Source organism: Streptomyces griseorubiginosus (assembly GCF_036345115.1).
In the GTDB taxonomy this organism is placed as follows: Bacteria; Actinomycetota; Actinomycetes; order Streptomycetales; family Streptomycetaceae; genus Streptomyces; species Streptomyces griseorubiginosus_C.
The window spans coordinates 4,574,097-4,598,497 of sequence record NZ_CP107766.1 but is presented as its reverse complement, the minus strand read 5'-3'; the positions used below and the strand labels follow the sequence as shown (position 1 = coordinate 4,598,497).

Here is a 24,401-nt window from a genome sequence, read left to right as displayed (position 1 = left end):
TGACCGGTTCACGGGGAAGTCCGGGGCAAATCGCGGGAGAGACCTGACGGGCCCCGCACCTAGATTCGCTGCATGTCCATGCCACAACAGCGGTCGCTGCCCGTTCTCCCCTACCGCAAGCCCACCAAGGGCCGCGACTACTGGGTGATCGACGACGTGCTCCCGGACGTCGACGCCGTACGGGAACGGTGTCTCGCGAAGGACGACTGGGTGAAGGGACATCCGTACACCTCGGAGACCTGGCCCGGGCTGCGGACCATGCCGGGGCTCGAACCGGCCGAGCTGGCACGGGTGGAGGGGCTGGTGCGGAAGGCCACGGGGGCGTCCAGGCTGTGGGTGCAGCGGGCGCCCGGCGGAGGCACCCTCAACCACAACTGCGTCCAGGTGGTGGGGCAGGGGGAGAGCGAGCCCCGGCCGCACACCGACTCCCGGGCGCTGTGCCGGTACGCAGCCGTGCTGTACCTCAACCCGGGCGTCCCGAAGGACTGCGGCACCAGCTTCTACCGGCAGTCCATGCCCGGCGGGCGGCTCGGCGGCAACGTCGTGCAGGCCCCGCACAACAACCTCGTCGAGGCGCTCGGCACGCGGTTCGTCGCGCCGGACGCCTTCGAGGAGGACGTCCGGGTGCCGCACAAGTACAACCGGCTGCTGCTGTACAACGCCAACCTCGTGCACAGCGCGACCGGTTACCACGGCACGACGCTCGCGGAGAAGCGGATGACGGCGGTCTTCTTCTGGATGGCGTGACGGGCCTCTCGGCAAGGGCTCCAGAAATGGCTCTAGTAGCGGACCGCTCGCGACACCTTCGCCGTGACCTTCCCCGGCAGGTCGTGCGTGCTGCGGGCGGTTCCCTTGCCGGTGCCGCCCGCCGGGACGTCGGACAGCGTCACCACGGCCACGTCCAGGAGCTTGCCGTCCTGGCCGGTGAAGTCGACCTGCACGGTGAAGGACTTCGCCGAGTCCGCGCCATTGGTCGCGGTGATCCGCACGGTCGTACGGCCGTCGGAGGCGGTCGTGGGGCTGGCGAGCCGTACGTCGTCCCTGGCGTCGACGCCGTTCTTGATGTCGTCGAAGCGCCGGCCCGCCTCCGCCGTGGCCGACGCCACCGCGTCCCCGGCGCGGGAGGCGGCCGAGGCGACCTTGCTCGCCACGGCGGAGGGGCTGTCCTCGTCGGAGCAGGCGGTGAGGCCGGTCAGGGCCAGGGCGGCCAGCAGCGCGGCGGTCGTCCAGCGGGTCATCTCGCCTCCAGGGTGCCGCCCCTCGCAGGGGTGCCGTTCCTCCAGTGAAGGGCCGCGGTCGTACGGCCGCACGCCCGGGGTCACCCGGATGGCTCACCCCCGTGGTGGCCGCCCGTGCTGCGCCGGATGGTCGAAGCACATCGACCACGAAAGGTGGAACACGGCCATGACACAGCAACCGCACGCCACCCAGCCGCCCGCCGGCGAGAGGCAGCACGCCTCCGCCGGCATGTCCCCGACCTCGGCACCGGCCCCCGGGTTCACGCCCACCGAGGCCGCCTGGGCCTCCGGCGGGGTCGTCTTCGCCGGTGTGCTGATGCTGATGAACGGCGTCCTGGCGATCTTCCAGGGCATTTCCCTGCTCGCCGAGGACAACGTCTGGGCCCGGGTCGGTGACTACGTCTACAAGGTCAGCCTCACCGGGTGGGGCGTGATCCTGCTCTGCCTGGGCGCGCTCGCCGCGGTCACCGGCGCGTTCATCCTCCGGGGCGCGTCCTGGGCCCGGATGACCGGTATCTTCCTGGCCTCGCTGAGCATGATCGCCCAGTTCCTCTTCCTGCCCTACGCCCCGGTCTGGTCGGTCATCATGATCGGCATCGACTTCTTCGTCATCTGGGCCCTCGCGGTGTACCGCCCGGCGATGCGCAGCTGACCGGGAGGTGGTGGGGCCCGGCTGATCACCCCGGCCGGGCCTGGCCGGGGTGACGGCAGCCTGGCCGACCTCGTCACACGTGGCCGAGGCCGCCGCTGCCGAAGCCGCCGCTGGAGCCGGGGAGCCAGCGTTTGCGGTGCTGGTCCTTTCCTCGTCTGGTTGATGAGGGATGGAGCTGGTAGGGCATCAGCCGTTCCTGCCCGTCCGTGACGTCCGACAGCTCGTCCGGTTCCCGCATCTCCCGGAGCTCGCGGATCGGTCCCGTCTCCGGGAGGTGGGGATGATCCTCCACACGTGGCCGCGGCAGTTCGCGGTCCTGGACCCGCATGCCGAACTGCACCGCCCACACCAGTGCACCGGCGATGAACAGGCCACCGGCAAAGGCGGCGACGACGTTGAGCACCTCGCTCGACGTGGCCGCCAGTACAAAGGTCGCCGTACTCATAGTCCGATTATCGCCGAAATGAACCGATCCGACAGCCCCCGGACACGGCTCGTCCCCTCACCCCGTACTCCCCCCGCACCTCACCCCGTCCTCCCCCGCACCGCCCACGCCCGCGCCCAGAGTGAGATCGAGCCGTCGGGGGCGGTCGGGACCGCCGTACGCAGGGCCTCTCTCAGGTCGTCCCGCGCGGCCGGGGCGAGCGCGCCGACGTAGCCCGGTGCCGGGCCCTGGCCGGCCAGGAAGGGACCCCACAGGTCGGCGAAGTCGGCGAAGACGGTGGGGACTTCGATCGCACGGACCAGCACGTCGACCAGTCCCGCGCCGGTCCACAGGTCGTGCAGCGGCTGGGGACGGCAGTCGGGAAACCGGCGCCCCTCGTCCAACTCCGCCGCGGCCGGGTCGAGTTCGGCCGCCGTGTCCCAGAAGCGGCGCAGCAGGCCCATGCGTTCCGCGTAGTCCCACACGTACCCGGCCACCACCCCGCCCTCCGGCCCGACCACGCGGACCATCTCGGCGACCGCCCCGGCGGGCTCCGGCACGAAGTTCAGGGTGAGCCCGCTGACGGCCACGTCGAAGGCGCCGGCCGGGAACGGCAGGGCCCGCGCGTCCGCCACGACCGCCGCCCGGGCCGTACGGACGAAGTCGGCGGAGCGGTCGCAGCCCACCACCCGGCCGGGCCGGCAGCGCTCCCGCACCACCGACGACAGCACCCCCGTGCCGCAGCCCACGTCCAGCCAGCGCGCCCCCTGGGGACGGCCCAGCCAGGCCGTGAACTCCCGCGCGACCGACCTGCTCCAGCGGCCCATGTAGCGGTCGTAGGCGGCGCCGGAGGCCCACACGTCGTATCGCTGCTCGTCCATGGCCCCCACGATCCTCGCCCGGCCGGAATTCTTCTCGGCTTCCGCACCGGCCCCGCCGAGAACATCCGCGTGAACCGTTCACGGGGTTCGCGACGATGAGGGGGCGAACCGATCTTCTCCCTGGGGGACCACATGAGTGAGAACGCCGTCCGGCCCGCCCTGCGCCCCGCGAGCGGCTCCGCCCGGCTCGCCGTCGCCGGGCTCGGGCTCGCCGGTGCCGCCTGGGCGCTGCGGGCCGTGTGGCACGTCCGGCTCGCCGTGGCGGGGGAGCCCGCCTCCGGTCCGCCGGACCAGGGCGAGGGCCGGCACCGGCCGCTGAACGCGCTGGAGAACTCGTACCACCTGGTCAGCGCGGCCGGCGATGTCCTCGTGGTGCTGTGCGCGGCCGTGTTCATCGGCTGGCTGTGGCGGATGCGGGACAACGCGCGCGCCCTGTCCGGCGAGCCGCCGCGCTACGCCGGGATCTGGGTCTACGCCTCCTGGGTCGTGCCGATCGTCAACCTGTGGTTCCCGCGCGGCATAGTCGCCGACATCCATCACCGGAGCGCCCCGGGCCACAAGCTGCCCGCCGTCGTGAACGTGTGGTGGGCGCTGTGGCTGGTCGGCCTGGTCAGCGGTCTCGGGCTGACGTACGACGACAGCACCGACGAGATCATCGCCCGCGCCTACCACGGCGTGACCGCTCTGCTGGTCGGCGACCTCGCCATGGTGGGCGCGGCCGTCGCCGGAATCCTCATGGTCCGCACCCTCACCGCCCTCACCGACCGGCAACTTGTGCACATGGGCGAGTAGGGCCTGTCCGGCGGATCAGGCCGGCTGCAAGGAACGGGTCTGCTCGGCACAGGTGACCCCGCGACGCCGGCATGATCCGCCGGACAGGCCCTAATTGCGGACGCCGAGTGGTGATCCCTTGAAGGAAAGCGGCAGGCCGTTTGATCCGGGTAGGGGGCACTTACTGTTGCGGCTACGTGACAGCCCCCCACCCCCAGGATCGCCATGCGTACCGTCCCCTCCGTCATGGCCGTCTGCGTGTCGGCCCTTCTGCTCACTTCCTGCGGAGTCGGCAGCAGTGACACCGCGGTGAGCCCGAAGAAGGGCGACGACATCACCCTGGGACTGCTGCTGCCCGACCGGGACACCAGCCGTTTCGACCGGTTCGACTACCCCCTCATCAAGAAGGAGGTGGCGACCCTCACCCACGGCAAGGGCAAGGTCAGTTACGCCAACGCCGGGGCGAGCGCGAAGCGGCAGGGCGAGCAGTTCCAGAAGATGGTCGACGACAAGGTGGACGTGATCCTGGTGGACGCGGTCGACGCCGCGGCGATCGAACCGTCCGTCCAGAAGGCGAAGGACGCGGGCATCCCCGTCATCGCCTACGACCGGCTCGCCCAGGGCCCGATCGACGCCTACGTCTCGCACGACAACGAACTCGTCGGCGAGGTGCAGGGCCGGTCCATCGTCGAGGCGCTCGGCGACAAGGCCGAGACCAGCAAGATCGTGATGATGAACGGCTCACCCGCCGACCCCAACACCGCCCTGTTCGAGAAGGGCGCGCACAGCGAGCTCGACGGCAAGGTCGTCATCGCCAAGCAGTACGACACCCGCGAGTGGCTGCCCTCGGTCGCCAAGGCCAACATGAAGGCGGCGATCGCCTCCGTCGGCCTGAACAACATCGCCGCCGTGTACTCGGCCAACGACGACATGGCGGGCGCGGTCATCGACGAGCTCAAGGAGGCGGGGGCGACCAGGATCCCGCCGGTGACCGGGCAGGACGCGACCCTCGCCGCCGTGCAGCGGGTGGTGTCGGGCGAGCAGTACATGACCGTGTACAAGTCGTTCCTGCTGGAGGCGACCAACGCGGCGCAGATCGCGGTGTACAAGATCCAGGGCCGCGACCTGCAGTTCGACGCGCTGATCCGCGACAAGGTGAACAGCCCCACCCAGGACGACATCCCCTCGCTGCTGGTCCCGGTGGTCGCCCTGACCAAGGACAACATCGAGCAGACGGTAGTCAAGGACGGCGTCTACACCGTCCAGCAGATCTGCACCGCCCAGTACGCGGCGGACTGCGCGGAGATCGGGCTCAAGTAGTCGCCCGCCGGAACCCGAAAGCCTCAGGGACCGGTGCGCACCCGCCGTACGACGAGCGCGGTCGCCGTCAGCGCGGTGACCGTGCCGAAGGCCAGGTGCACCGCGGTGTCGGCGGGGGTGAAGGACGCGATCGCGTTGCCGAGCACGCTGAGGACGAGCAGGGGCCACAGGACGAGGTTCACGGGGTACTCCAGGGACTCGGTGGTCGTCGGTGCCGACGACCGGGTGGTCGGTGCCCACGACGCTACGAGCCGGCACCCCATCCGGCCGATCCCGCCCGCCGCCCGGTCCGGGGTACAGCAGGCTGTACTTTCCGGCTCCCGGCGGTGCGGTGAACCCCCCTTCCGCCTAAGGTCGTTGTCCTCCGGCCAGAGGGGGTTCCGATGACCACCGCCGATCTCAAGGGCCTGGTCGTGGGCACCGCGACGACCGCGGCCGCCGCGCTCGGCCAACTGGTCTCCGGACTCGGTACGGCCGCCCTCGCGCCGTTCGCGCTGCTGTGGCTGGCGCTGCCCGGCGGGGTGCGGGTGCTGCACGCCCTGGCGGACATGGAACGCGCCCGGCTGGCCCGCTGGGGCCCCGAGGTCGTCGCCCCGCCCCGGCCGCCCGCGCGGCTGCGGGCCGCTCTCACCGACCCCACCACCCGGCGCGAACTGCGCTGGCTGCTGCGGCACCTGGCGCTCGGGCTGCCGTTGGGCATGCTCGGCTTCCTGCTGCCGCTGCTCGCCGTACGGGACACCGCCTTCCCGCTGTACTGGCGGCTCGCCCCCACCGACGCGACCGCCACGTCCATCGGGATCGGCGTCGCGCACTCCTGGCCGGACGCCCTCGCCGTGGGCCTGCTCGGCGTCGGCTGGATCGCCATCATCCTGGGACTCACCCCCGCCCTGGCCCGCCTCCAGGCCGGCCCGGGACGCCGGCTCCTGTCGGCCGGTCCCGACGCCGACCTGTCCCTGCGGGTCGCCGAGCTGACCGCCACCCGGGCGGCCGCGCTCGACGCCCACGCCACCGAACTGCGGCGCATCGAGCGGTCGTTGCACGACGGCACCCAGAACCGGATCGTCACGGTGACCGTGCTGCTCGGGGCGGCCCGCCGGATGGTCGCCCGCGATCCGGCGGGCGCCGACGAACTCCTGGAGCGCGCCCAGTCCGCCGCCGAACAGGCACTGGCCGAACTGCGGACCGTCTCCCGCTCCATCCTGCCGCCGGTGCTCGCGGACCGGGGACTCGCGGGGGCGCTCACCGGGCTCGCCGCCGAGAGCGCGGTGCCGTGCACGGTCGACGTGGAGGTGGCGCGGCGGTGCGCGGCCTCCGTCGAGGCGACCGCGTACTTCGCCGTCGCCGAGGCGCTGACCAACATCGCCAAGCACAGCGGCGCGTCCCGGGCCACCGTCACGGTCCGCGCCCCGGGCCCGCGGCTGCTGCTGCGCGTCACGGACGACGGCCGGGGCGGCGCCGACGAGCACGGCGGCTCCGGCCTCACCGGCATCCGGCGCCGGGTGGCCGCCCACGACGGCAGCCTCCGGCTGACCAGCCCGGCCGGCGGTCCGACGGTGATGGAGGTGGAGCTGCCGTGCGGTGTGTGAGCGGCCGTGGGGCCGTAGGCGAGGGCGCCTCGCGGGGCGCCCCCGGGACTCTGGAGGTGGACCCGTCATGCGGATCGTGATCGCCGAGGACGACGCCCTGCTGCGCGAGGGCCTCGCCCTGCTGCTGCGCGCCGAGGGACTGGACGTGGTCGCCACGGCCGGCACCGCCGACGGCGCGCTCGACGCCGTCGACACCCACAAGCCGGACGTGGCCATCCTCGACGTACGGATGCCGCCCACGCACACCGACGAAGGGGTCCGCGCGGCCGTCGAGGCCCGGCGGCGCAGGCCCGACCTCGCCGTCCTGGTGCTGTCCGCCTACGTCGAGCAGAGCTTCGCCACCGAGCTGCTGACCGGTGGCGTCGGCGGACTGGGCTATCTGCTCAAGGAACGGGTCGGCCGGGTCGAGGAGTTCCTCGACGCGCTGCACCGGGTCGCGTCCGGCGGCACCGCCATCGACCCCGAGGTCGTCGCCCAGCTGTTCACCCGCTCCCACCAGGACGCCCGGCTGGAACGGCTCAGCCCGCGCGAGAGGGACGTACTCGCCCTGATGGCCGAGGGACTGGGCAACAGCGCCATCGCGGAACGGCTGTTCGTGACCGACGGGGCCGTGCACAAGCACATCCGCAGCATCTTCGCGAAGCTCGACCTGGCGCCCACCGACCAGGTGGACCGGCGGGTGGCGGCGGTGCTGCGGTACCTGGAGGACGCGCGCCGGACCCGCTGAGTACAGCCTGCTGTACCGGGAGTCGGGGCGTGCGCGGCAATGATCCGGGGGCGCCGCGCTGGTGTGCTGGAGGCATCACATCAGCCCCCTTGGAAGGGATCCGCGGTGAGCGTCCACGCCCCCGTCAGCACCGAGACCCGACCGGTCCCGCACGAGCCCGCAGGGCTGCGCGGAAGCATCCGCCGCAACCCCCTGACCTGGTTCTTCACCCTGGCCTTCGCCCTGAGCTGGGCCGCCTGGACACCGTACGTCCTGTCCCGCAACGGCCTCGACGTCTGGCAGTTCACCTTCCCCGGCGGCCGTGCCGGCAGCCAGCTCACCGGCGTCCTGCCCGGCGCCTACCTCGGCCCGATCGCCTCGGCGCTCCTGGTCACCGCGGTCACGGAAGGACGCGCGGGCCTGCGGACCTGGCGGGGCCGGATGCTGCGGTTCAAGGTGAGTTGGCGCTGGTACCTGGTGGTGCTGCTCTCGGTACCGGCCGCCCTGACCCTCGCCTCCACCGTGCTGGCGGGCCGCGGCCCCGCGCTGCCGTCCGCGATGATCCTCGCCGCCTATCTGCCCGGACTGCTCGTCCAGATGATCACCACGGGTCTCGCGGAGGAGCCGGGCTGGCGGGAGTTCGCCATGCCGCGGATGCAGCGCCGCTACGGCCCCCTGACCGCGACCCTCGTCGTCGGCGTGCTGTGGGGCTGCTGGCACCTGCCGCTGTTCCTGACCGAGTGGGGCGGCGGACCGCATGTGTCCTGGACGGTGCCGGCGCAGTTCGTCGCGATGACGATCGCCTTCAGCTTCGTCATGACGTGGGTGTTCAACCGGTCCGGCGAGAGCATGCCGCTGGTCATGCTGCTGCACACCGGCGTCAACAACTACCTCTCGATCGCCTGGACGGACATGTTCCCCTCGCTGTCCGAGCACGACGCCGCGCGGGCCCTGCTGCTCGCGGCGACGGGCGCGGCCCTTGTCCTGCTGGCAGCGACACGGGGCCGGCTGGGACTGCCCAGGCGGTGACCCGCACCCACAGACCGCACGAACGGGCTCCCGGCGCCTCCCTCGTCGCTCCGGGAGCCCGTTCCGGTGCATCCCCGGGGCCGTATTCGTCGCTCGCGGCGGCCCGGATGTCGTTCCGCCGGAGAAGTCTCAGTCGGCCTGGCTCGCGAACTGGAGCGAGATGCGCCGCAGGACGTCCGCGGCGGAGATGTCGGTGCGGCCCTCGTCGTGCACCTCGGCCAGCTGGACGAAGGCGAAGGCGAAGCAGTTGGCGATGCTCGCGATGGCGGGCCCGAGCTCCTCCACCACGGCGTCCGCGGCCGCGTGGCCGCTCGCGTCGGCGGGAAGATGGATCTCCGGCAGGGTCTCCACGAGCAGCGCGGAGACGGCGCCGGTCAACGAAGCCTGCCGGCCGGGGTGTTCACGGACCTGCCGCCGCATCTCCAGCGCCTCGGTGAGGATGCCGACGACGTTCTGCATGACCTCGCGTTGTTCCATGACACCGCAGCGTAGGTGCTCCACGGGACACGTCATGTGATCCACTGCACAGGAACCCGGCCCAGGGGAGCGGAGCGTTACGGGTGTGAGCGAAACAGCGGCGGTGGAACCGTCACGCGCGCGGATCCGGGACGGCGACCGGGCGGCCTTCGGGGAGTTGTACGACCTGTACGCGCGGGCCGTCCACAACCATGCCCTGCGGCTGACCGGGAACTGGGCGGAGGCCGAGGAGGCCATGTCGGAGACGTTTCTCGCCGCCTGGCGGACCCGGGAGACGGTGGACCCGGAAGGGGGCTCGCTCAAGCCCTGGCTGCTCGGGATCGCCACGCACAAGGCGTACAACGCGAACCGGGGACTGCGGCGGCGGCTCGCCTTCCTGGCCCGCAGTCCGGAGCCGCGGCCCGTCGAGGACTTCGCGGAGGAGACCGCGGGCCGGATCGACGACGCCCGCCGACTCGCCCTGGTGCACGCGGCGTTGGGGCGGCTCAAGCGGCAGGACCGTGAGGTGTTCGCGCTGTGCGTGTCGGCCGGCCTCGACTACCGGCAGGCCGCCGAGGCCCTGGGCGTGCCCGTCGGCACCGTGCGGTCCCGGCTGTCACGGGCCCGTGCCCGGCTCGCCCGGCTCAGCGCGGAGGCGGAGGCGGAACCCCGCACCGCCCGCGGAGGGATGGAGAGTGAGGCCGCGCTCGCGGCCCTGTTCCTGAAGGAGGAGACCCGATGAGCGAGGCCGAGGACCGTCTGGCCACGGCGGAGTGGGACCTCCCGCCGGAGCGTCACCGTCACTTCAAGGACGTACTGATGCAGCAGATCGATCACGACACCCAGCGCGCCGAACAGCCTTCCGTACGACGCCGGTTCGCGCGGCCTGCCGTGCTGGTCCCGCTGGTCTCGGCGGCCCTGGCCGGAGTCCTGTTCACCACGGTCACGACCGGTGGGCACACCCCCGCCGCCGGGACCCCCGGCGCCTCCGCCACCCTCAACCGCATCGCCACGGCCGCGATGGCCAGCGACACGATCCGGGTGCGGGACGACCAGTTCGTGTACGTGCGGTCGCTGGAGCGCTCGAACACGGGGACCTTCACCGGGCCGGTCAAGCTCGGCGCGCTGCACACCGAGGAACGCTGGACCGCCCAGGACTCCGGACGGCTGCGGATCACCGGGTGGCTCAGGTCCAGCGGCAAGGACGCGGTCATGCCGGGGCAGCTCATCCCCGTCGACGCCACCGAGCCGGTGCCGCCGGGCGCCGGCCGCCCCACCTACCGCTGGCTCGCCTCCCTGCCCACCGACCCCGACGCCCTGCTCGCCCGGCTCCGCGAGGAGGCCAGGCCCGTCGAGGGCGAGTCGACGGACCAGGCGGTGTTCTCGCTGATCGGCGATCTGATCAGCGGCACGGTCATGCCGCCCGCCAACGCCGCCGCGTTCTACCGGGCGGCCGCGAAGCTCCCCGGGGTGCGGGTCATCCCGGACGCCGTCGACGCGACCGGCCGGCACGGCATCGCCATCACGCTCGACGACACCGGCTTCGCGACCCGCGACGAGTGGATCTTCGACAAGAGGACGCTGGCCCTGCTCGGCTCCCGCTTCTACATCACCGACCCGGAGCGCGGGATCACGACCGAGACGCTGGCCGGCACCAGTGCCGTGCTGGAGACCGCGGTGGTCGACAGGAAGGGCGAGGTGCCCGCACGGGCCGCCGCCCGCTGACGTCCCCCTGATGCCGCTTGCAGCACAATTGCGGCATGAGCATCGTCAAGATCAACGTACTCACGGTCCCCGAGGAGCAGCGCGAGACGCTGGAGAAGCGGTTCGCCGCCCGCGCGGGGACCGTCGAGAACTCGGACGGCTTCGAGTGGTTCGAGCTGCTGCGGCCCGTCGAGGGCACCGACACCTACCTCGTCTACACGCGGTGGCGGGACGAGGAGTCGTTCCAGAAGTGGATGACCGGGATGTCGCAGGCCTCGCACGGGGGCGGCGGCGAGGGGGAGCGCCCCAGGCCCGCCGCCTCCGGGTCGACGCTGTGGAGCTTCGAAGTGGTCCAGCAGGCCGCGCCCAAGCAGTAGCCGTAGTGGGTGGGATCCCGGACCTGTAGCCCGGGATCCCGTTGTCCTACAGCGTGACCTGCTTGCCGCCGAAGGTGACGACCAGGCTGCCGTTCGAGGCGAAGGACCAGCCGAGCGCGCCCGCATAGGTGGAGCAGCGGGAGCCGTTGGTGCCGGCCCAGAACTGGTTGGAGCTGTCGGCGTTCCCGACGTACCGGTCGTTCCCGCCGCTGTCGCACGAGGTGTTGGAGCGGAAGACCGAGGTGCCCTTCTCGAAGTTGAAGTTGCGCTCGGTGTTGGCGACGGAGACGTTGCTCGTGATGGTCATCGAGCCGGGGTTGCTGTTGTACGTGAACCCGTGGTGGCCGTTGCGGTAGGCGATCGAGTGCTGGACGACGTGGTTGACCGCGATGTCGTCGCCGCCGAGCTTGTAGCCGTTGCGGTCGCCGTTGCCGGCCTGGGAGCCGTCGCTGAGCGTACCGTTGCCGTAGGACAGCGAGTACTCGATGGTCACCGGGCCGATCGCGCCGGTGTCGGTCTTGGTGTAGAGGTCCCAGCCGTCGTCGATGTTGTTGTGCGAGACGGCGTACCGGAAGACATTGCCGGTGCCGGTGGTGAGCTTCGCGGCGAAGCCGTCCGCGTCCTCACCGTCGGAGTCGGCGTTGTCGTGCGACTCGGCGCTCAGGATCAGGTTGTTCGACGGCCACTGGCTCGCGGGCGTGGAGGAGGCGATCCGGCCGAGCTGGAGCCCGGTGTCCCGGTTGAAGCGGGTGACCGTGCGCTCGACGACGTTGTTGCTGCCGCCGATGTAGATGCCGTTGTCCCCGGCCCGCTCCACGACCAGGCCGTAGATCTTCCAGTAGTCGGCGTTGAGCTGGAGGCCGCGGTTGGTGGAACTCTCGCTCTGCGCCGAGAAGTTGAGCACCGGAGTCTCGCCCGGGTAGGAGGAGAGCGTGGTGCGGGCGCCGGAGGTGCCGTTCTGGCCGGCCGGGATGGTCACCGTGGAGGAGTAGGTGTACGTCCCTCCCCGCATGTAGATGGTTCCGCCGGCGGTGATGCGGCTGATCGCGGAGGTGAGTGTGGTGGGCGCGGTCACGGTGCCGGCCGCGCCGTCGGTGCCGCTCGGTGACACGTACAGGGTGCTGCCGGACGGCGGCGGGGTCGTGGTGCCGGAGGTCTCGGCGTCCAGGTAGTCGACGTTGGGCAGGCCGTTCGCGGTCGTCGGGTTGAGCCGGACCGTGTTGCTGCCCGCGGTCACCGGGACGGTGAGCGTCTTCGTGGTCCAGCCGGTCCAGGTGCCGGTGGACTCGAAGGACGCCGAGGAGACCGTCGAGCCGTTCACGATGATGTCCGCGGCGCGGGCGGTGGTGGTGCCGTTGGCGAAGCGGACGCTCAGGGTCGCCGTGCCCGTTGCGGGTGCGGACACGGTGAACTGGGCGTAGGCGCCGGTGGCGTTGGTGCCGTTGCAGAAGCCGCTGCCGGAGTAGCCGGCGTACTCGGTCTCGACGGCTCCGGTGCAGATGGCGGGGGAGCTCTCGGCTTCGTAGCGGGTGGTGGCGGCTTGCGCGGTGGTGCCGGACAGTGCGACGAGCGTGCCGGCGAGGAGGCCGACGGAGGTGATGAGGGGTCTCAGGCGCATCGTTCGTCTCCATGGTGTGTGGTGACGGGGGCACGTATTCTTCGGACGGTAAGCGCTTGCCATGGTCGCGTCAACGGTTACGTATGTGATCGTTGTTCACGCATACGAATTGGATACGGTGGGCGGCATGACGCTCTTCGTGAAGATCTGCGGCCTGAGGACCGAGCAGGACGTCGACACGGCCGTCGAGGCCGGCGCCGACGCCATCGGGTTCGTGTTCTCCGACAGCCCCCGCCGCATCGACCCCGCGACGGCCGCGCGGCTGGTCGCCAGGATCCCCGAGAGCGTCCTGACGGTGGGGGTGTTCCGCCGTGAGCCCTTGGAGTACGTACGCTCCGTGGCCGCCGAGTCGGGCATCGGGGCCGTCCAGCTGCACGGCCCCGAGGACCGCGACTACTACGCCGCCCTGGCGCCGGGCGGCTGGACCCTGATCCGCGCGGCCGCCTTCGGCGACTCGGTGCCGCGCTGCGGGGAGTTCGGCGAGGACATGCTCCTCCTGGACGCCCCGGTGCCGGGCTCCGGCATCGCGTGGGACTGGTCGAGGAAGCAGGTCGCGGGCGCGGGCGAGAAGTGGCTCCTGGCCGGCGGCCTGACCCCGGAGAACGTCCGCGAGGCCGTGGACGTCACCCGCCCCTGGGGCGTCGACGTCTCCAGCGGGGTGGAGGCGAGCCGCGGCGTCAAGGACCCGACCCTGATCACGGCGTTCGTGGAGGCGGCGCGGGCGGGGGTGGCTTCGGGGTGAGTCCCCCTCCCGGGGGATGGGTGCGGCTGAGTGGGGGCTGGTCGCGCAGTTCCCCGCGCCCCTGGGGAGTGCCGCTGTCGTCGGCTTCTACGCGCCCAGGAGTGCGTGCACGGGAACGCCCGCCGTCAGTCGGGTGGACTGGCGACGGGCGCTCAGGTAGGGCTGTCAGGGGCGCGGGGAACTGCGCGACAAGCCACGACGGCGCGGCAGACGGCAGACGACCCGGCGTGGCACTACTTCCCCTTAACGGGTACGAAAGCCAACGCGTCCCAAGCGATCGACGCATCCCCCGTGCCGTCCGCCGTCGCCGAGCTCAGTGACACCTTCGGCGTCCCCTTGAACTCGTACGAGCCCAGCGACACCCAGGCGTTCTTCCCACCGGTGTCCTGCGAGATCGTCTTCTCCACGACCGTCCCGTCACCCAGGTCGATGCGGTACGTCGCCGACGGCGTGTTCGCCTCGTGGTCCGGCAGGTGCACCATGACCTCCGCCGACCCGACCACCTTGCGGTCCGGCGTCCAGGTGCCCGTGACCACCGAGTCGGTGTACGACGGCACCCGCGTGTGCGTCAGCCAGAAGTGCCCGCCGAAGCCCGCCCCCAGCTGATGGAAGTCGATCTTCGAGGGATACACGGTCGCCCCGTTCTGCTGCGCCGACCCGAACGTGAAGGTCAGCGAGCCCCGGTTGGTCCAGTTCCGCTCGCCCGCGCAGGGGTTGGCCGAGCCGACCCGGAACTTCACCGTGTTCGGCACGTCGTCCACGATCAGGGCGTTCGCCGGGAGCGTGGAGGAGCAGGCGGCCGGGTGAGGGGCCGCGACCTTCGGCTCGGGGTCGGACACGGCGTACTTCAGCACCTCCGTGCCGCAGGTCGCCGTACAGTCCGTCCAGCTCACCGGCTCGTGCCACCAGCACATGAAGTCGTCCCGCTGGCACGGCCCCTCGGGCTGGCTGGAGCCCTCGACCTTGCGCGGCTTGGTGATGTCGCAGTCGTTGACCGTGGGCTTGCAGAACGTGTCGTGCGCGGGCTCCGCGGCCGGCGCCCCGGAGGGCCAGTCGCCGACGGTGAAGGCCCTGACGGTCGCCCCGGTCGCCGGGTCCGTCTTCTGCTGGGAGTAGGCCGCCCAGCCGAGCACCCGCTCCGGGTACGTCCACAGGTTGGGGTTGCGGGCGTCGTCGTAGCCGGACGACAGGAACATCTTGCGGTCGGCCGGGTAGAGGCCGTTGGCCGGGTTGTTGAACCAGCCGAGGCCCCACGGGGCGCTCGCGTCGGTCGAACTGGGCAGGTTGAGGCCGCTGTTGTAGGCCCACAGCGCGAGCCACCAGTTCTCCAGGTACCGCGGGTCGCCGCCGTTGACGAGCAGGCCCCTGTCGTGGAGCTGGTTCCACTTGTCCTGGAGGATCTGGAGCCCCGCCGCGATGTTGGCCGCGTAGTCCACGGTGATCGCCTGCTGCTGCTCGGCGGTGTAGTTGGTGTCCGCCTCGGCCATGCCGCTGGTCACCTGCGCGATGCCGTAACCGCAGTCCGCCGCCGCCCAGTTGACGGTGTGGACGCTGCCGGCGTTGCCGTAGTAGCCGCCCTGGATGAAGTTGCTGCTCTCCCCGGCCGCCGCCCGGGAGCTGGCCTGGAGCAGGTTGGACTCCTGGGAGAGCACCCCGAGCATGACCTGCGCGGGCACCCGGCCGCCGCCCTTGAGCGGGGTGGACGGGAACAGGCCCTGCGGGGTGTACGACGGGAGCTCGCTGCCGTTCCAGCCGCTGCGCCGGCGCACGTCGAGCTTGCCCTGCACGGCGAGGTCGGTCGCCCACTCGACCTGCGCGGTCGAGGGCTGGAGCGACTGGAGCGTCGGGTCGTTGCGGGTGACGGCGCAGGCGCGGTCGGGGTCGGTGGTGGAGGTCGCCGGGTCGTCGTCGGCGCTCTTCGGGTCGACGCTGTCGGTGTGCACCCCGTCGGAGAGGGCCGGGGACTGCTCGGCACCCTGCTGTGACATCTTCGGCTTCACCGTGAAGCCGACGCTGCTGCCGCTGCCGGGCAGCACCGCGTCGATGCCGACGGACTGGGCGACGTCCGCGGCCGCCTTCCTGCCGCCGGCCGCCTCGGTGCCGTTGCCGACGGAGGTCAGCGCGAGCGTGCCGGTGGTGGAGACCTCGGCGGAGGCCGGCACGTCCAGGGTCCGCCAGCTCTTCGGGAGCGACTTCACGGCGTTCTCGGCGGAGCTGCCGGTCACGAAGACCCGGCCGCCGTTGCCGTGCACCGCGAGGGAGCCCAGCGCGCCGGAGCCGAGGAGCTTGTCGGCGCCCGCCGAGGTGACCCGGCGGACCTGCACCCGCTTGCCGTCGGGCACCTGGTAGGCGAGCCCGCTGTGCGCGTCCGGCACCAGTCGGAACGGCGTACCGCCGGTCTTGGCGAGGGTGCTGGTGCCGCCCTTGGCGTTCACCGTGACGACCGAGCCGCCGGCGGCCGCCGCGATGCCGCCCGCGAAGGGCACGGCCGAGGTCAGCTGACCGGCCACGGTCTGCTGCCGCACCAGCTTCGCCCGCGCGGTGTCCACGGTGAGCAGTTCGGTGTCGTCGCCCTGGGGCCGGGTCAGGACGGCCTGTTCGCCGTCGCCGCAGCCGGGGTTGAAGTAGGCGAGCGAGACCAGTTCGGGCAGCTTGGTCACCTTGCCGTCGGCGAGGTCGACCACGGCCGCGAACGCGCCCTGCTGGAAGCCCTGTTGGTCGTTGACGGCCTGCCGGGGCGCGTAGACCACGACGGCACGGTCGCCGGACCCGGTCACACAGGTCTGGCCGATCCACTGGTCGGTGTCGATGCCCGGCTCGGACAGGGTGGCCGCGGTGTGCCACCGGTAGGCGTCGGCCGCGTCGGCGACCAGGACGTGCAGTCCGGTGCCGTCACCGTCGTAGGTGACGATCCGGTCGCCGGACTTCTGCCAGCCGGACGGGAGTTGCGAGGTGTCGGTGACGCGGTCCGTCGGGGTCGGGGCCGGGGCCGAGGGGTCGGTCAGGGCCGCGGACGCGAGAGGGGCGACGAGGGCCAGGGCCACCACGGACAGGCCGGAGGACGCGAGTATTCGCCCGCGTCGGCTTTTCGGCACCCAGCGGTGCCGCCCTCCTGGATATTCACGAGTGGTACGCAAGGAATTCCGCCTGGATTCATTTGTGAAGGTCGGTTACCGGCAACGGCGTTCCCCCAGGCCGGTGCCGCGGAAGCTACCAGTCCGATCTGGCCGGAATGGGCGCTGTGGATGGTCTACCGAGCGGTATCCACGAAATATCCACGGGAATCGACCAACGATTTTCCTTTCGCCGGCGTCTCCTTGGGACATGAACAGCATTCGTCTCAAAGTGGCTCTCGTGGCCGGGGCCGTGGCCCTCGCCGGTCTGGCCGTCGCCGGCCCCGCCGCCGCGGCCACCCCGGCCAGGGCCGCCGCGGCCGTCCAGGACCAGCAGCCCGCCGTACCCGTCGACTTCGTGGACCTGGCCGCCACGCCCCTCGTGGCCGACGGAGCGCCGCACGACGTCACCGTCACCTACCGCAACGACACCCCTTCGGACCGCACCGTCGCCCCGCAGCTCCTCGTCGAGTCGCCGGACGCGGGACCTTTCCTGACGCCCGAGGACCTCGTGGTCGAGCAGCGCACCGCGCACGGCTGCTGGCGTCCCGTGCCGACCGCGAGTCAGACCGGCACCCTCTTCACCGACCTGACGACCGCGCAGCGCACGCTCCACCCGGGCGAGAAGCTGACGCAGGTCTACCGGATCACGGTGGTCGACGCGGACGCGCAGGGCACCGTGCAGCCCAGGATCGCGCTGTACTGAACCCGCCCGCCGGAACAGGAGAGGGCCCAGGCCTCCCCGAGACCTGGGCCCTCACGCTGTGGTCGCAGCTGTGGTCGCAGCGCACCGATCCGGTCGAGCTGTTACCGCAGTGCACCGATCCGGTCGAGCCGCTCGTTCACGCCGTCGCGGAGTTCCTTGAGGGTCGTGCCCGGCGGGGCCACCGTGGGCTCGGTGGACGGCGGCTGGGTCTCGTCCGCGCAACTCGCGCCGCGGGCGGGGACCTTCAGGTCCACGAGGTAGTTGGTGATCGCGTCCGTCGCGCAGGCGCTGCGGTTGAACGCGGTGTGCCCCTCGGCCTTGAACGTGAGCAGGCGGCCGTTGTCGAGCTCACGGGAGAGCGCCACCGCGTCCTGGTACGGGGTGTCCGGGTCACCGGTGTTGCCGATGACGAGGATCGGCGCGGAGCCCTTGGCGTGGAAGTTGCCGGCGTAGCGGCTGGTGTGCTCGCCCTTCCACTGGACGCAGGCCGTGGCGTGCTGGTGGTCGTAGGTCGGCGGGCCGTACGCCATCGCCGGGCCCAGCAGCGGGGCCAGCCTGGCGTTGGTGGTGACCTGGCGCTTCAGCAGGGCCGGGTCGCTCGGGTACTTCTTGTCGACGCACTCGACGACGACGTTCGGGTTGAGGAAGTCGAAGCTCGCCGGGGACGGCGGCCGCAGCAGGAACGACGTGTTGTCGCGCAGCTGCGCCTTGCGCAGGGCCTCCCCGAACGAGGGCCAGATGACCTTGCCCTCGTTGATGTTGAACATCAGCCGGTAGACGAGGGTGTAGCCGTTCGCCTGGCCCCCGTTGGCGGTCGGTACCGGGTTGGCGTCCAGGTCGGCCTTCAGCTTCTCGAACGCCCCGCGCGGGTCGCCGTCACCGAAGCCGCAGGTCGACTGGTTCGCCTCGCACCAGTCCAGGAAGCGGCCCATCGCCCCGTCCAGGGCGAGGTACTGCGGACGGTCGTAGGCGTAGGGGCGGTTCGTGTAGTGCTCGGGGTCGTACGCCCCGTCGAGCGCGAGCGCCCGCACCCGCTTCGGGAACATCGCCGCGTAGACCGTACCGATGTAGGAGCCGAACGAGCGGCCGTAGTACGTCAGTTGCTGCTCGCCGAGGGCCTGGCGCAGCAGGTCGATGTCCCGGGCGACGTACTGGGTGCCGACGTACGGCAGCAGGTCGCCCGCGTTGTCCTGGCAGGCCTGGTCGAAGTCGGCGGCCTGCCGGAGGGCCGGTTCGTAGGCGTCGGGGCCGGGGACGCCCTTGGCGGCGGTCACGGCCCGGGTGTAGGTCGGGTCGTCCCAGCACACGACCTGGGAGCTGCGGCCCACTCCGCGCACGTCGTACCCGAAGACGTCGAAGTCGTCGCGCAGGGCGGTCGGCAGGTCGGCGTAGTTGTTGCGCACGAAGTCCACGCCGGAGTTGCCCGGTCCGCCCGGCTGGAGGAACAGCGTGCCCTTGCGCTTGGTCGGGTCGGCCGCCTTCTTGCGGATGACGGCCAGGGTGAGGGTTCTGCCCTGCGGCTCCCGGTAGTCCAGGGGCACTTGGGCGTTCGCGCACTCGAACCCGCCCTGGCAGTCGGTCCAGGCGAGGGTCGGCACGGTGGGTGCGGGCGGTGTGGTCGGGGTGGTCGGTGCGGCCGACGCCGAGGTGGCGGCCCCGGTCCAGGCCACGGCGAGCGCGCTCACCGCGGCTCCGGTGAGTCTGAGTCGTCTGAACTTCACTGTGTCTGTTCCCCCTTGGGCTGGTCAGGCCTCAGAGATTCGGTTGTCTCACAGAGGACACACAGAAAATCACGCCTGCCGGTTCCCGCTGTGCGGCGGTAGTCCTCGGGGCCTACCCCGCGGCCGTGGCCTACTGCGTACTCAGTAGCGGGGATGTCGGCAGGCGCACGACGACACGGCGGGTCTCGTCCGGCGAGCCTTGAGGGACCGTTCGGCACCAGATGTGGAGACCCCCGCCGTGGCTACTTTCCTTTACCGCCTGGGCCGCCTGGCCTTCCGGCGACGCTGGTACGTCGCCCTGGTCTGGGCGGCCGTCCTGGCCGCCGTCGGACTGGGCGCTCTGAAGGCGCCGGGCGCGTCCGACGAGGGCTTCTCGATGCCGGGCATCGAGTCCCAGAAGGCGTTCGACCTCATGGAACAGCGCTTCCCCGGTGCCACCGCCGACGGCGCGACCGCCCGGGTCGTCTTCGTCGCGCCGAACGGCGAGAAGGTCACCGCAGCCGCCCACAAGAAGGCCGTCGAGACCACCGTCGCCGAGTTGGCCGACGGCTCCCAGGTCGCCTCCGCGGTCAACCCCTTCCAGGCGAAGGCCGTGAGCAAGGACGGCACGACGGCGTACGCCACCGTCACCTACAAGGTCGCGTCCAACGACCTCACCGACGCCAGCAAAGCCCAGCTGGACAAGGCCCTCGACGCGGCCCGGGACACCGGGCTGACCGTCGACGCGGGCGGCACCGCCATGGACGACGGCGGGGGTGCGGGCGGCATGGCCGAGGTGATCGGTGTCGCGATCGCCGCGGTCGTCCTCCTCGTCACCTTCGGCTCCCTGGCCGCCGCCGGACTGCCGCTGCTGACCGCGCTCATCGGCGTCGGCGTCAGCATGGCCACGATCCTCTCCCTCTCCCACGCGCTGGGCCTGTCCACCACCACCGGCACCCTGGCGATGATGCTGGGCCTGGCCGTCGGCATCGACTACGCCCTGTTCGTCGTCTCCCGCTACCGCGAGGAACGTGCCAAGGGCCGCGCGCCCCAGGAGGCCACCGCCCTCGCGGTCGGCACGGCCGGCTCCGCCGTCGTCTTCGCCGGCCTCACCGTCGTCATCGCCCTCGCCGGGCTCGCCGTCGTCGGGATCCCGATGCTCACCAAGATGGGCCTGGCCGCGGCGGGCGCGGTCGTCGTCGCCGTACTGATCGCGCTCACCCTGGTCCCGGCGTTCCTCGGCTTCTGGCCGAACGCGGTGCTGCGCCGCAAGGACCGCAAGGAGGGCCGCGTGGCGGAGGCCGCGGACAACGGCGGCACCCGCTGGGCCAGGTTCGTGCTGCGCCGCCCGCTGCCCGTGCTGATCCTCGGCGTGGTCGGCCTCGGTGCCCTCGCCCTGCCGATGACCTCCCTCCAGCTGGGCATGCCCGGCGACGAGGCCAAGTCCACGTCCACCACCGAGCGCCGCGCCTACGACGCGCTCGCCGAGGGCTTCGGCCCCGGCTTCAACGGCCCGCTGACCGTCGTCGTGGACGCGAAGGGCGACGATGACGCGAAGGGGGCCGCGGCGGCGATCGCGAAGGACATCGGCGCCACGAAGGGCGTCGTGTCCGTGACCCCCGCGCGCTTCAACGAGGCCGGTGACACCGCCGTCTTCTCGGTGGTGCCGTCCACCGCGCCGACCGACGAGAAGACCAAGGACCTGGTGACGTCGATCCGCGACGAGCGCCCCGGCATCGAGTCCGAGACCGGCGCGACCTACGAGGTCACCGGCACCACCGCGCTGAACATCGACATCTCCGAGAAGGTGCAGGCCGCCCTCGTGCCGTACCTGATCGTGGTGGTGGGCCTCGCGATCGTGCTGCTGCTCGTGGTCTTCCGCTCGCTGCTGGTCCCGCTGAAGGCGGCCCTCGGCTTCCTGCTCTCCGTCCTGGCCTCCCTCGGCGCGGTCGTCGTGGTCTTCCAGGAGGGACACGGCGCCGGGCTGTTCGGTGTGGAGACCACCGGCCCGATCATGAGCCTGATGCCGATCTTCCTGGTGGGCATCGTCTTCGGCCTGGCCATGGACTACGAGGTCTTCCTCGTCTCCCGGATGCGTGAGGCGTACGTCCACGGCGAGACGCCCGCCCAGGCGGTGACCTCCGGATTCCGGCACAGCGCCCGGGTGGTCGTGGCCGCCGCGCTGATCATGATCGCGGTGTTCGCCGGGTTCATCGGCGAGAGCGACTCCATGATCAAGATGATCGGGTTCGGGCTCGCGTCCGCCGTCCTGCTCGACGCGTTCGTGGTCCGGATGGCCATCGTCCCGGCCGTGCTCGCCCTGCTCGGCCACCGGGCCTGGTGGCTGCCGAAGTGGCTGGACCGGATCCTGCCCCGGGTGGACGTCGAGGGCGAGGCGCTCACCGGGACCGCCGACACCCCCGAACCCGTCCCCGCCGACCAGGAGGCGGCCAGCGTCTGACCCCACCCCCCACCAGGGCCGCCCGTGTCGTACGGCACGGGCGGCCCGCTTCGCTCACCATGGGGCCCCGAGCCCACGCACCGGAGAACACGATGACCACGAGCATGGAACGGCGCTACGCGGACCGACTGGAGGACCTCTCGGACCGCCACCCCTTCCTCGTCGACCTGGCGCTGGTCATGGCGCTGATGGGCTCCGCGACGCTCGGCGCCTCGCTGACGCTGCCCGGTGCCGCGCCCCCGGACGACGACAGGCTGGCCGTGGCCCTCATGGGCGTGTCCTGCCTCGCCCTGCTCCTCCACCGCACCCACCCGCGCATCACGGTCGCGGTCAACGCCGTCTGCGCCACGATCGTCATCGCGCAGGGGTACCTCCTCACCCCGCTGCTGCTGGGGCCCGTCATGGCGGCGCTGTACTGGCTGGCCACCGCCACCGAGCGCCCGACCATCCGCGTCTACGGCTTCTCGACCATGGGCGTGCTCACGGTCGCCGCGGCCGTCGCCGACTCCATGGACCACGTGTCACTGATCCTCAGGACCATCGGCCCGGTCTTCTGGCTGATGCTCCCGCTCGCCGCCGGCACCATGACCCGGCTGCGGCGGGCCTATCTCGAGGCCACCCAGGCTCGCGCCGAGCATGCCGAGCGCACCCGTGAGGAGGAGGCCCGCCTGCGGGTCACCGAGGAACGTATGCGGATCGCCCGGGAGTTGCACGACGTGGTCGCCCACCACCTGGCCCTCGCCAACGCCCAGGCCGGCACCGCCGAACACCTCGCGCTGAGCAACCCCCCGCAGACCAAACGGATCCTGCACGACCTCACCGGCACGACCTCCTCCGCACTGCGCGAACTCAAGGCCACACTGGGCCTGTTGCGGCAGACCGACGACGACGGTTCCGCCCCGCTGGAACCGGCCCCCGGACTCGCCCGGCTGCCCGAACTGGTCTCCTCGTGCGCCTCCGCGGGGATCACCGTCACGGTCACCACGGAGGGGGAGCCGCAGCCCCTGTCCCCGGGCGTCGACCTGACCGCCTTCCGGATCGTGCAGGAGGCGCTCACCAACGTCACCAAGCACGCGGCCACGCAGAGCGCGCACGTCCGGTTCGCCTACGCCGGCACCCGCCTGCTCATCACGGTCACCGACGAGGGGCCGCACACCGGCTCCGCCGCCGAGCCCGCCAAGGGGTTCGGCGTCATGGGGATGCGCGAGCGCGCCCAGTCCGTGGGCGGCGAACTGCGGGCGGGGCCGCGCCCGGAGGGGGGCTTCGAGGTGAGCACAGCACTGCCGTTGCAGCCGTCGGTGAGCGGCGAGGAGACGGAGTGAGGGGCGGGGTCCCGTGGGTGGGGCAGGGCGCGGTCCCGTGGGTGGGGCAGGCGCCATCCGGGGTTCACCGTGAGGTCGCCGGCCGCCGGGCCCCGTGCCCTTAGTGTGGCCGGCATGGCTGACGTGGATCTGGACCGGGCGGACGTGGATCTCGACCGGGCGCTGGAGGTCGCGACGGAACTCGCGGCCTGGGCGTCGGAGACGATCCGGCGGCCCCGTGACCCCGGTGCCGAGGTGCGGGAGAAGGACGGTCCCGCGGACATCGTGACCGCCACCGACGAGGCCGTGGAGACCCACGTCCGCGAGGTGCTCGGGCGGGCCTTCCCCGACCACGGGATCGTCGGCGAGGAGTACGGCACCACGGAGGGCGCCGCGGACGCCCCGCACTGGGTGGTCGACCCGGTCGACGGCACCACCAACTACGCCCACGGCCTCGGCTGGTGCTCCTTCTCGCTGGGCCTGGCCGCGGCCGACGGCACCCCGCTGCTCGGCGTGGTCGCTGACCCGTGGCGGGGCGAGACGTTCACCGCGGTCAGGGGCAGGGGGGCGTTTCTGAACGGCACCCGCACCCACGCGGCCGCCCACACCACCCTCACCGGCCATGTCTTCCTCACCGAGTGGGCGGCCCACGCCCACTGGCCCGGCATGGACACCCTGCTCGCCCAACTCGCCGACCGGCACTGCACGGTACGGGTCATGGGCTCCACGGCGCTCTCCCTGGCCCAGGTCGCGGCCGGCCGGGCGACGGCGGCGGCGATCGGCGGCTTCCACGCGATCGACGCCCTCCCGCCCCTGCTGATCGCCCTGGAGGCGGGGGCGGTGGCAGTACCCGAACGCCCGTCCCACAACCAGCCGTTGCTCCTGGTGGCCCCGGCCGCGGCGCAGGAGATGACGGAGCTCTGGTACGGGTCCGGGGCGGCCGCCGTATGACGGCGTCCTGGTGGAGATCTGACCAGGAGATAACCGTCAGTGAGGTATCGACGGGCTGATCGGAGCACATACTTCAGCAAGCGGGAGGGTCCCGGGGGCACTCTGACGGGGAGCGGCTTGATGGATGCCGGCGGTGCGGGTCTGGGCAAGGTCGAGGTACGGCTGAAGTGGGACCCCAGTCCCTACGGGGAGCCGGCCCGGCACCTCGACATCATCGCCGCGACCTACCGGGCGGACGATCCTCACGGCCGTCCCGAGTACGTCGTCTACCACGAGAACCGCGCCCCGGACGGCACCATCAACATGACCCGGCACAGCGAGAACGGCCTCGGCCTCGGCTATGTCGAGGTGCTCCAGCTGGAGTTCGAACGGATGGTCTCCGCCTACGGGCGGGTTGTCGTAGGGGTCGCCATCCACCAGGACGGCGGCCCCCGCACCTTCGGCGACCTGACCCACTGCGGGGTGCTCGTCGTCGAGGGCTACCGCAGACTGCTGGCCGACGACTTCGCGGGCGTCGCCGACGCCACCGCCGCCACGATCGCGGAGTTCACCAGGGACGAGGCGGGCGGCTGGCACTTCAGGGAACTGATCCGGGGCTTCGACAGCAACCCGGCCGGGTTCATGGCGGAGATGGGCAGCGTACGGGGATGAAGGGGGCGGGCACC

24 protein-coding genes are annotated in these 24,401 nt (G+C 71.8%); 16 read left to right on the top strand and 8 right to left on the bottom strand.

All coding sequences use genetic code 11. From position 1 onward, the window contains the following. Positions 1 to 72: 72 nt before the first annotated feature. Positions 73 to 747 (top strand): DUF6445 family protein, encoded by a 675-nt coding sequence (locus tag OHN19_RS20705; RefSeq protein ID WP_330265623.1) that lies wholly within the window; start codon positions 73 to 75, stop codon positions 745 to 747. 32 nt (positions 748 to 779) lie between these two features. On the opposite strand, the gene OHN19_RS20700 is transcribed toward OHN19_RS20705, so the two are convergent. Further along, the gene (locus OHN19_RS20700) at positions 780 to 1,238 is read right to left on the bottom strand and encodes a hypothetical protein (RefSeq protein ID WP_330265622.1); all 459 of its coding nucleotides are present in this window, start codon (positions 1,236 to 1,238) and stop codon (positions 780 to 782) included. Between the two features lie 166 nt (positions 1,239 to 1,404). Between OHN19_RS20700 and OHN19_RS20695 the strand changes: the two genes are divergently transcribed. After that, positions 1,405 to 1,890 carry a DUF7144 family membrane protein gene (locus tag OHN19_RS20695; RefSeq protein WP_330265621.1) on the top strand — a complete coding sequence of 162 codons (486 nt, stop codon included), beginning with the start codon at positions 1,405 to 1,407 and terminating at the stop codon, positions 1,888 to 1,890. A gap of 73 nt (positions 1,891 to 1,963) precedes the next feature. Here OHN19_RS20695 and OHN19_RS20690 read toward each other — a convergent pair whose 3' ends face one another. Both OHN19_RS20690 and OHN19_RS20685 read right to left on the bottom strand, forming a co-directional pair. Next, positions 1,964 to 2,335 (bottom strand): DUF6479 family protein, encoded by a 372-nt coding sequence (locus tag OHN19_RS20690; protein WP_330265620.1) that lies wholly within the window; start codon positions 2,333 to 2,335, stop codon positions 1,964 to 1,966. A gap of 80 nt (positions 2,336 to 2,415) precedes the next feature. After that, positions 2,416 to 3,195 (bottom strand): class I SAM-dependent methyltransferase, encoded by a 780-nt coding sequence (locus OHN19_RS20685; protein WP_330265619.1) that lies wholly within the window; start codon positions 3,193 to 3,195, stop codon positions 2,416 to 2,418. Positions 3,196 to 3,327: 132 nt separating this feature from the next. Here OHN19_RS20685 and OHN19_RS20680 point away from each other — a divergent pair, with 132 nt between their 5' ends. Then, the gene (locus tag OHN19_RS20680) at positions 3,328 to 3,987 is read left to right on the top strand and encodes a DUF4328 domain-containing protein (RefSeq protein ID WP_330265618.1); all 660 of its coding nucleotides are present in this window, start codon (positions 3,328 to 3,330) and stop codon (positions 3,985 to 3,987) included. Positions 3,988 to 4,191: 204 nt separating this feature from the next. Next, positions 4,192 to 5,286: a sugar ABC transporter substrate-binding protein gene (locus OHN19_RS20675; protein WP_330265617.1), complete on the top strand. Its 1,095-nt coding sequence runs from the start codon at positions 4,192 to 4,194 to the stop codon at positions 5,284 to 5,286. Positions 5,287 to 5,309: 23 nt separating this feature from the next. On the opposite strand, the gene OHN19_RS20670 is transcribed toward OHN19_RS20675, so the two are convergent. Continuing rightward, positions 5,310 to 5,468, bottom strand: a complete 159-nt coding sequence (locus OHN19_RS20670; RefSeq protein WP_020134337.1) for a hypothetical protein — start codon at positions 5,466 to 5,468, stop codon at positions 5,310 to 5,312. A gap of 201 nt (positions 5,469 to 5,669) precedes the next feature. Between OHN19_RS20670 and OHN19_RS20665 the strand changes: the two genes are divergently transcribed. From OHN19_RS20665 to OHN19_RS20655, 3 genes are all read left to right on the top strand, one after another. Then, a complete protein-coding gene (locus tag OHN19_RS20665) occupies positions 5,670 to 6,872 on the top strand; it encodes a sensor histidine kinase (protein WP_330265616.1) in 1,203 nt (400 codons plus the stop codon). A gap of 67 nt (positions 6,873 to 6,939) precedes the next feature. After that, a complete protein-coding gene (locus tag OHN19_RS20660) occupies positions 6,940 to 7,599 on the top strand; it encodes a response regulator transcription factor (RefSeq protein WP_123761948.1) in 660 nt (219 codons plus the stop codon). A 105-nt stretch (positions 7,600 to 7,704) separates the two neighbouring features. After that, positions 7,705 to 8,607, top strand: coding sequence for a type II CAAX endopeptidase family protein (locus tag OHN19_RS20655; RefSeq protein WP_330265615.1), 903 nt, complete (start codon positions 7,705 to 7,707; stop codon positions 8,605 to 8,607). 129 nt (positions 8,608 to 8,736) lie between these two features. Here the strand turns inward: OHN19_RS20655 and OHN19_RS20650 are convergent, their stop codons facing one another. Further along, positions 8,737 to 9,084, bottom strand: a complete 348-nt coding sequence (locus tag OHN19_RS20650) for a hypothetical protein (protein ID WP_330265614.1) — start codon at positions 9,082 to 9,084, stop codon at positions 8,737 to 8,739. Between the two features lie 85 nt (positions 9,085 to 9,169). Here OHN19_RS20650 and OHN19_RS20645 point away from each other — a divergent pair, with 85 nt between their 5' ends. The 3 genes from OHN19_RS20645 to OHN19_RS20635 are packed head-to-tail and all read left to right on the top strand — an operon-like array spanning position 9,170 to position 11,144. Then, positions 9,170 to 9,805 (top strand): RNA polymerase sigma factor, encoded by a 636-nt coding sequence (locus OHN19_RS20645; RefSeq protein ID WP_330265613.1) that lies wholly within the window; start codon positions 9,170 to 9,172, stop codon positions 9,803 to 9,805. Continuing rightward, entirely contained in the window at positions 9,802 to 10,788 is a 987-nt protein-coding gene (locus OHN19_RS20640; RefSeq protein WP_330265612.1) for a CU044_5270 family protein, read from the top strand. The genes OHN19_RS20645 and OHN19_RS20640 overlap by 4 nt, the downstream gene beginning before the upstream one ends. A 35-nt stretch (positions 10,789 to 10,823) precedes the next feature. Next, the gene (locus OHN19_RS20635; protein WP_330265611.1) at positions 10,824 to 11,144 is read left to right on the top strand and encodes an antibiotic biosynthesis monooxygenase; all 321 of its coding nucleotides are present in this window, start codon (positions 10,824 to 10,826) and stop codon (positions 11,142 to 11,144) included. A 46-nt stretch (positions 11,145 to 11,190) separates the two neighbouring features. On the opposite strand, the gene OHN19_RS20630 is transcribed toward OHN19_RS20635, so the two are convergent. After that, positions 11,191 to 12,762: a carbohydrate-binding protein gene (locus tag OHN19_RS20630; protein WP_330265610.1), complete on the bottom strand. Its 1,572-nt coding sequence runs from the start codon at positions 12,760 to 12,762 to the stop codon at positions 11,191 to 11,193. A gap of 127 nt (positions 12,763 to 12,889) precedes the next feature. On the opposite strand from OHN19_RS20630, the gene OHN19_RS20625 reads away from it, so the two are divergent. After that, a complete protein-coding gene (locus OHN19_RS20625; protein WP_330265609.1) occupies positions 12,890 to 13,504 on the top strand; it encodes a phosphoribosylanthranilate isomerase in 615 nt (204 codons plus the stop codon). A 233-nt stretch (positions 13,505 to 13,737) separates the two neighbouring features. Here OHN19_RS20625 and OHN19_RS20620 read toward each other — a convergent pair whose 3' ends face one another. Then, positions 13,738 to 16,599, bottom strand: a complete 2,862-nt coding sequence (locus OHN19_RS20620; protein ID WP_330265608.1) for a transglycosylase SLT domain-containing protein — start codon at positions 16,597 to 16,599, stop codon at positions 13,738 to 13,740. A 229-nt stretch (positions 16,600 to 16,828) separates the two neighbouring features. Here OHN19_RS20620 and OHN19_RS20615 point away from each other — a divergent pair, with 229 nt between their 5' ends. After that, positions 16,829 to 17,323, top strand: coding sequence for a signal peptide protein (locus tag OHN19_RS20615; RefSeq protein WP_330265607.1), 495 nt, complete (start codon positions 16,829 to 16,831; stop codon positions 17,321 to 17,323). A gap of 101 nt (positions 17,324 to 17,424) precedes the next feature. Here OHN19_RS20615 and OHN19_RS20610 read toward each other — a convergent pair whose 3' ends face one another. Beyond that, positions 17,425 to 19,044: an alpha/beta hydrolase gene (locus tag OHN19_RS20610; protein ID WP_330265606.1), complete on the bottom strand. Its 1,620-nt coding sequence runs from the start codon at positions 19,042 to 19,044 to the stop codon at positions 17,425 to 17,427. 238 nt (positions 19,045 to 19,282) lie between these two features. Between OHN19_RS20610 and OHN19_RS20605 the strand changes: the two genes are divergently transcribed. The 4 genes from OHN19_RS20605 to OHN19_RS20590 all read left to right on the top strand — a co-directional run bounded on the left by OHN19_RS20605 (position 19,283) and on the right by OHN19_RS20590 (position 24,387). Next, positions 19,283 to 21,484, top strand: a complete 2,202-nt coding sequence (locus OHN19_RS20605) for an MMPL family transporter (protein WP_330265605.1) — start codon at positions 19,283 to 19,285, stop codon at positions 21,482 to 21,484. Positions 21,485 to 21,576: 92 nt separating this feature from the next. Beyond that, positions 21,577 to 22,806 carry a sensor histidine kinase gene (locus OHN19_RS20600; RefSeq protein WP_330265604.1) on the top strand — a complete coding sequence of 410 codons (1,230 nt, stop codon included), beginning with the start codon at positions 21,577 to 21,579 and terminating at the stop codon, positions 22,804 to 22,806. A gap of 114 nt (positions 22,807 to 22,920) precedes the next feature. Further along, a complete protein-coding gene (locus tag OHN19_RS20595; protein ID WP_330265603.1) occupies positions 22,921 to 23,736 on the top strand; it encodes an inositol monophosphatase family protein in 816 nt (271 codons plus the stop codon). Positions 23,737 to 23,856: 120 nt separating this feature from the next. Beyond that, a complete protein-coding gene (locus OHN19_RS20590; RefSeq protein WP_330265602.1) occupies positions 23,857 to 24,387 on the top strand; it encodes a TerD family protein in 531 nt (176 codons plus the stop codon). Positions 24,388 to 24,401 lie beyond the last annotated feature (14 nt).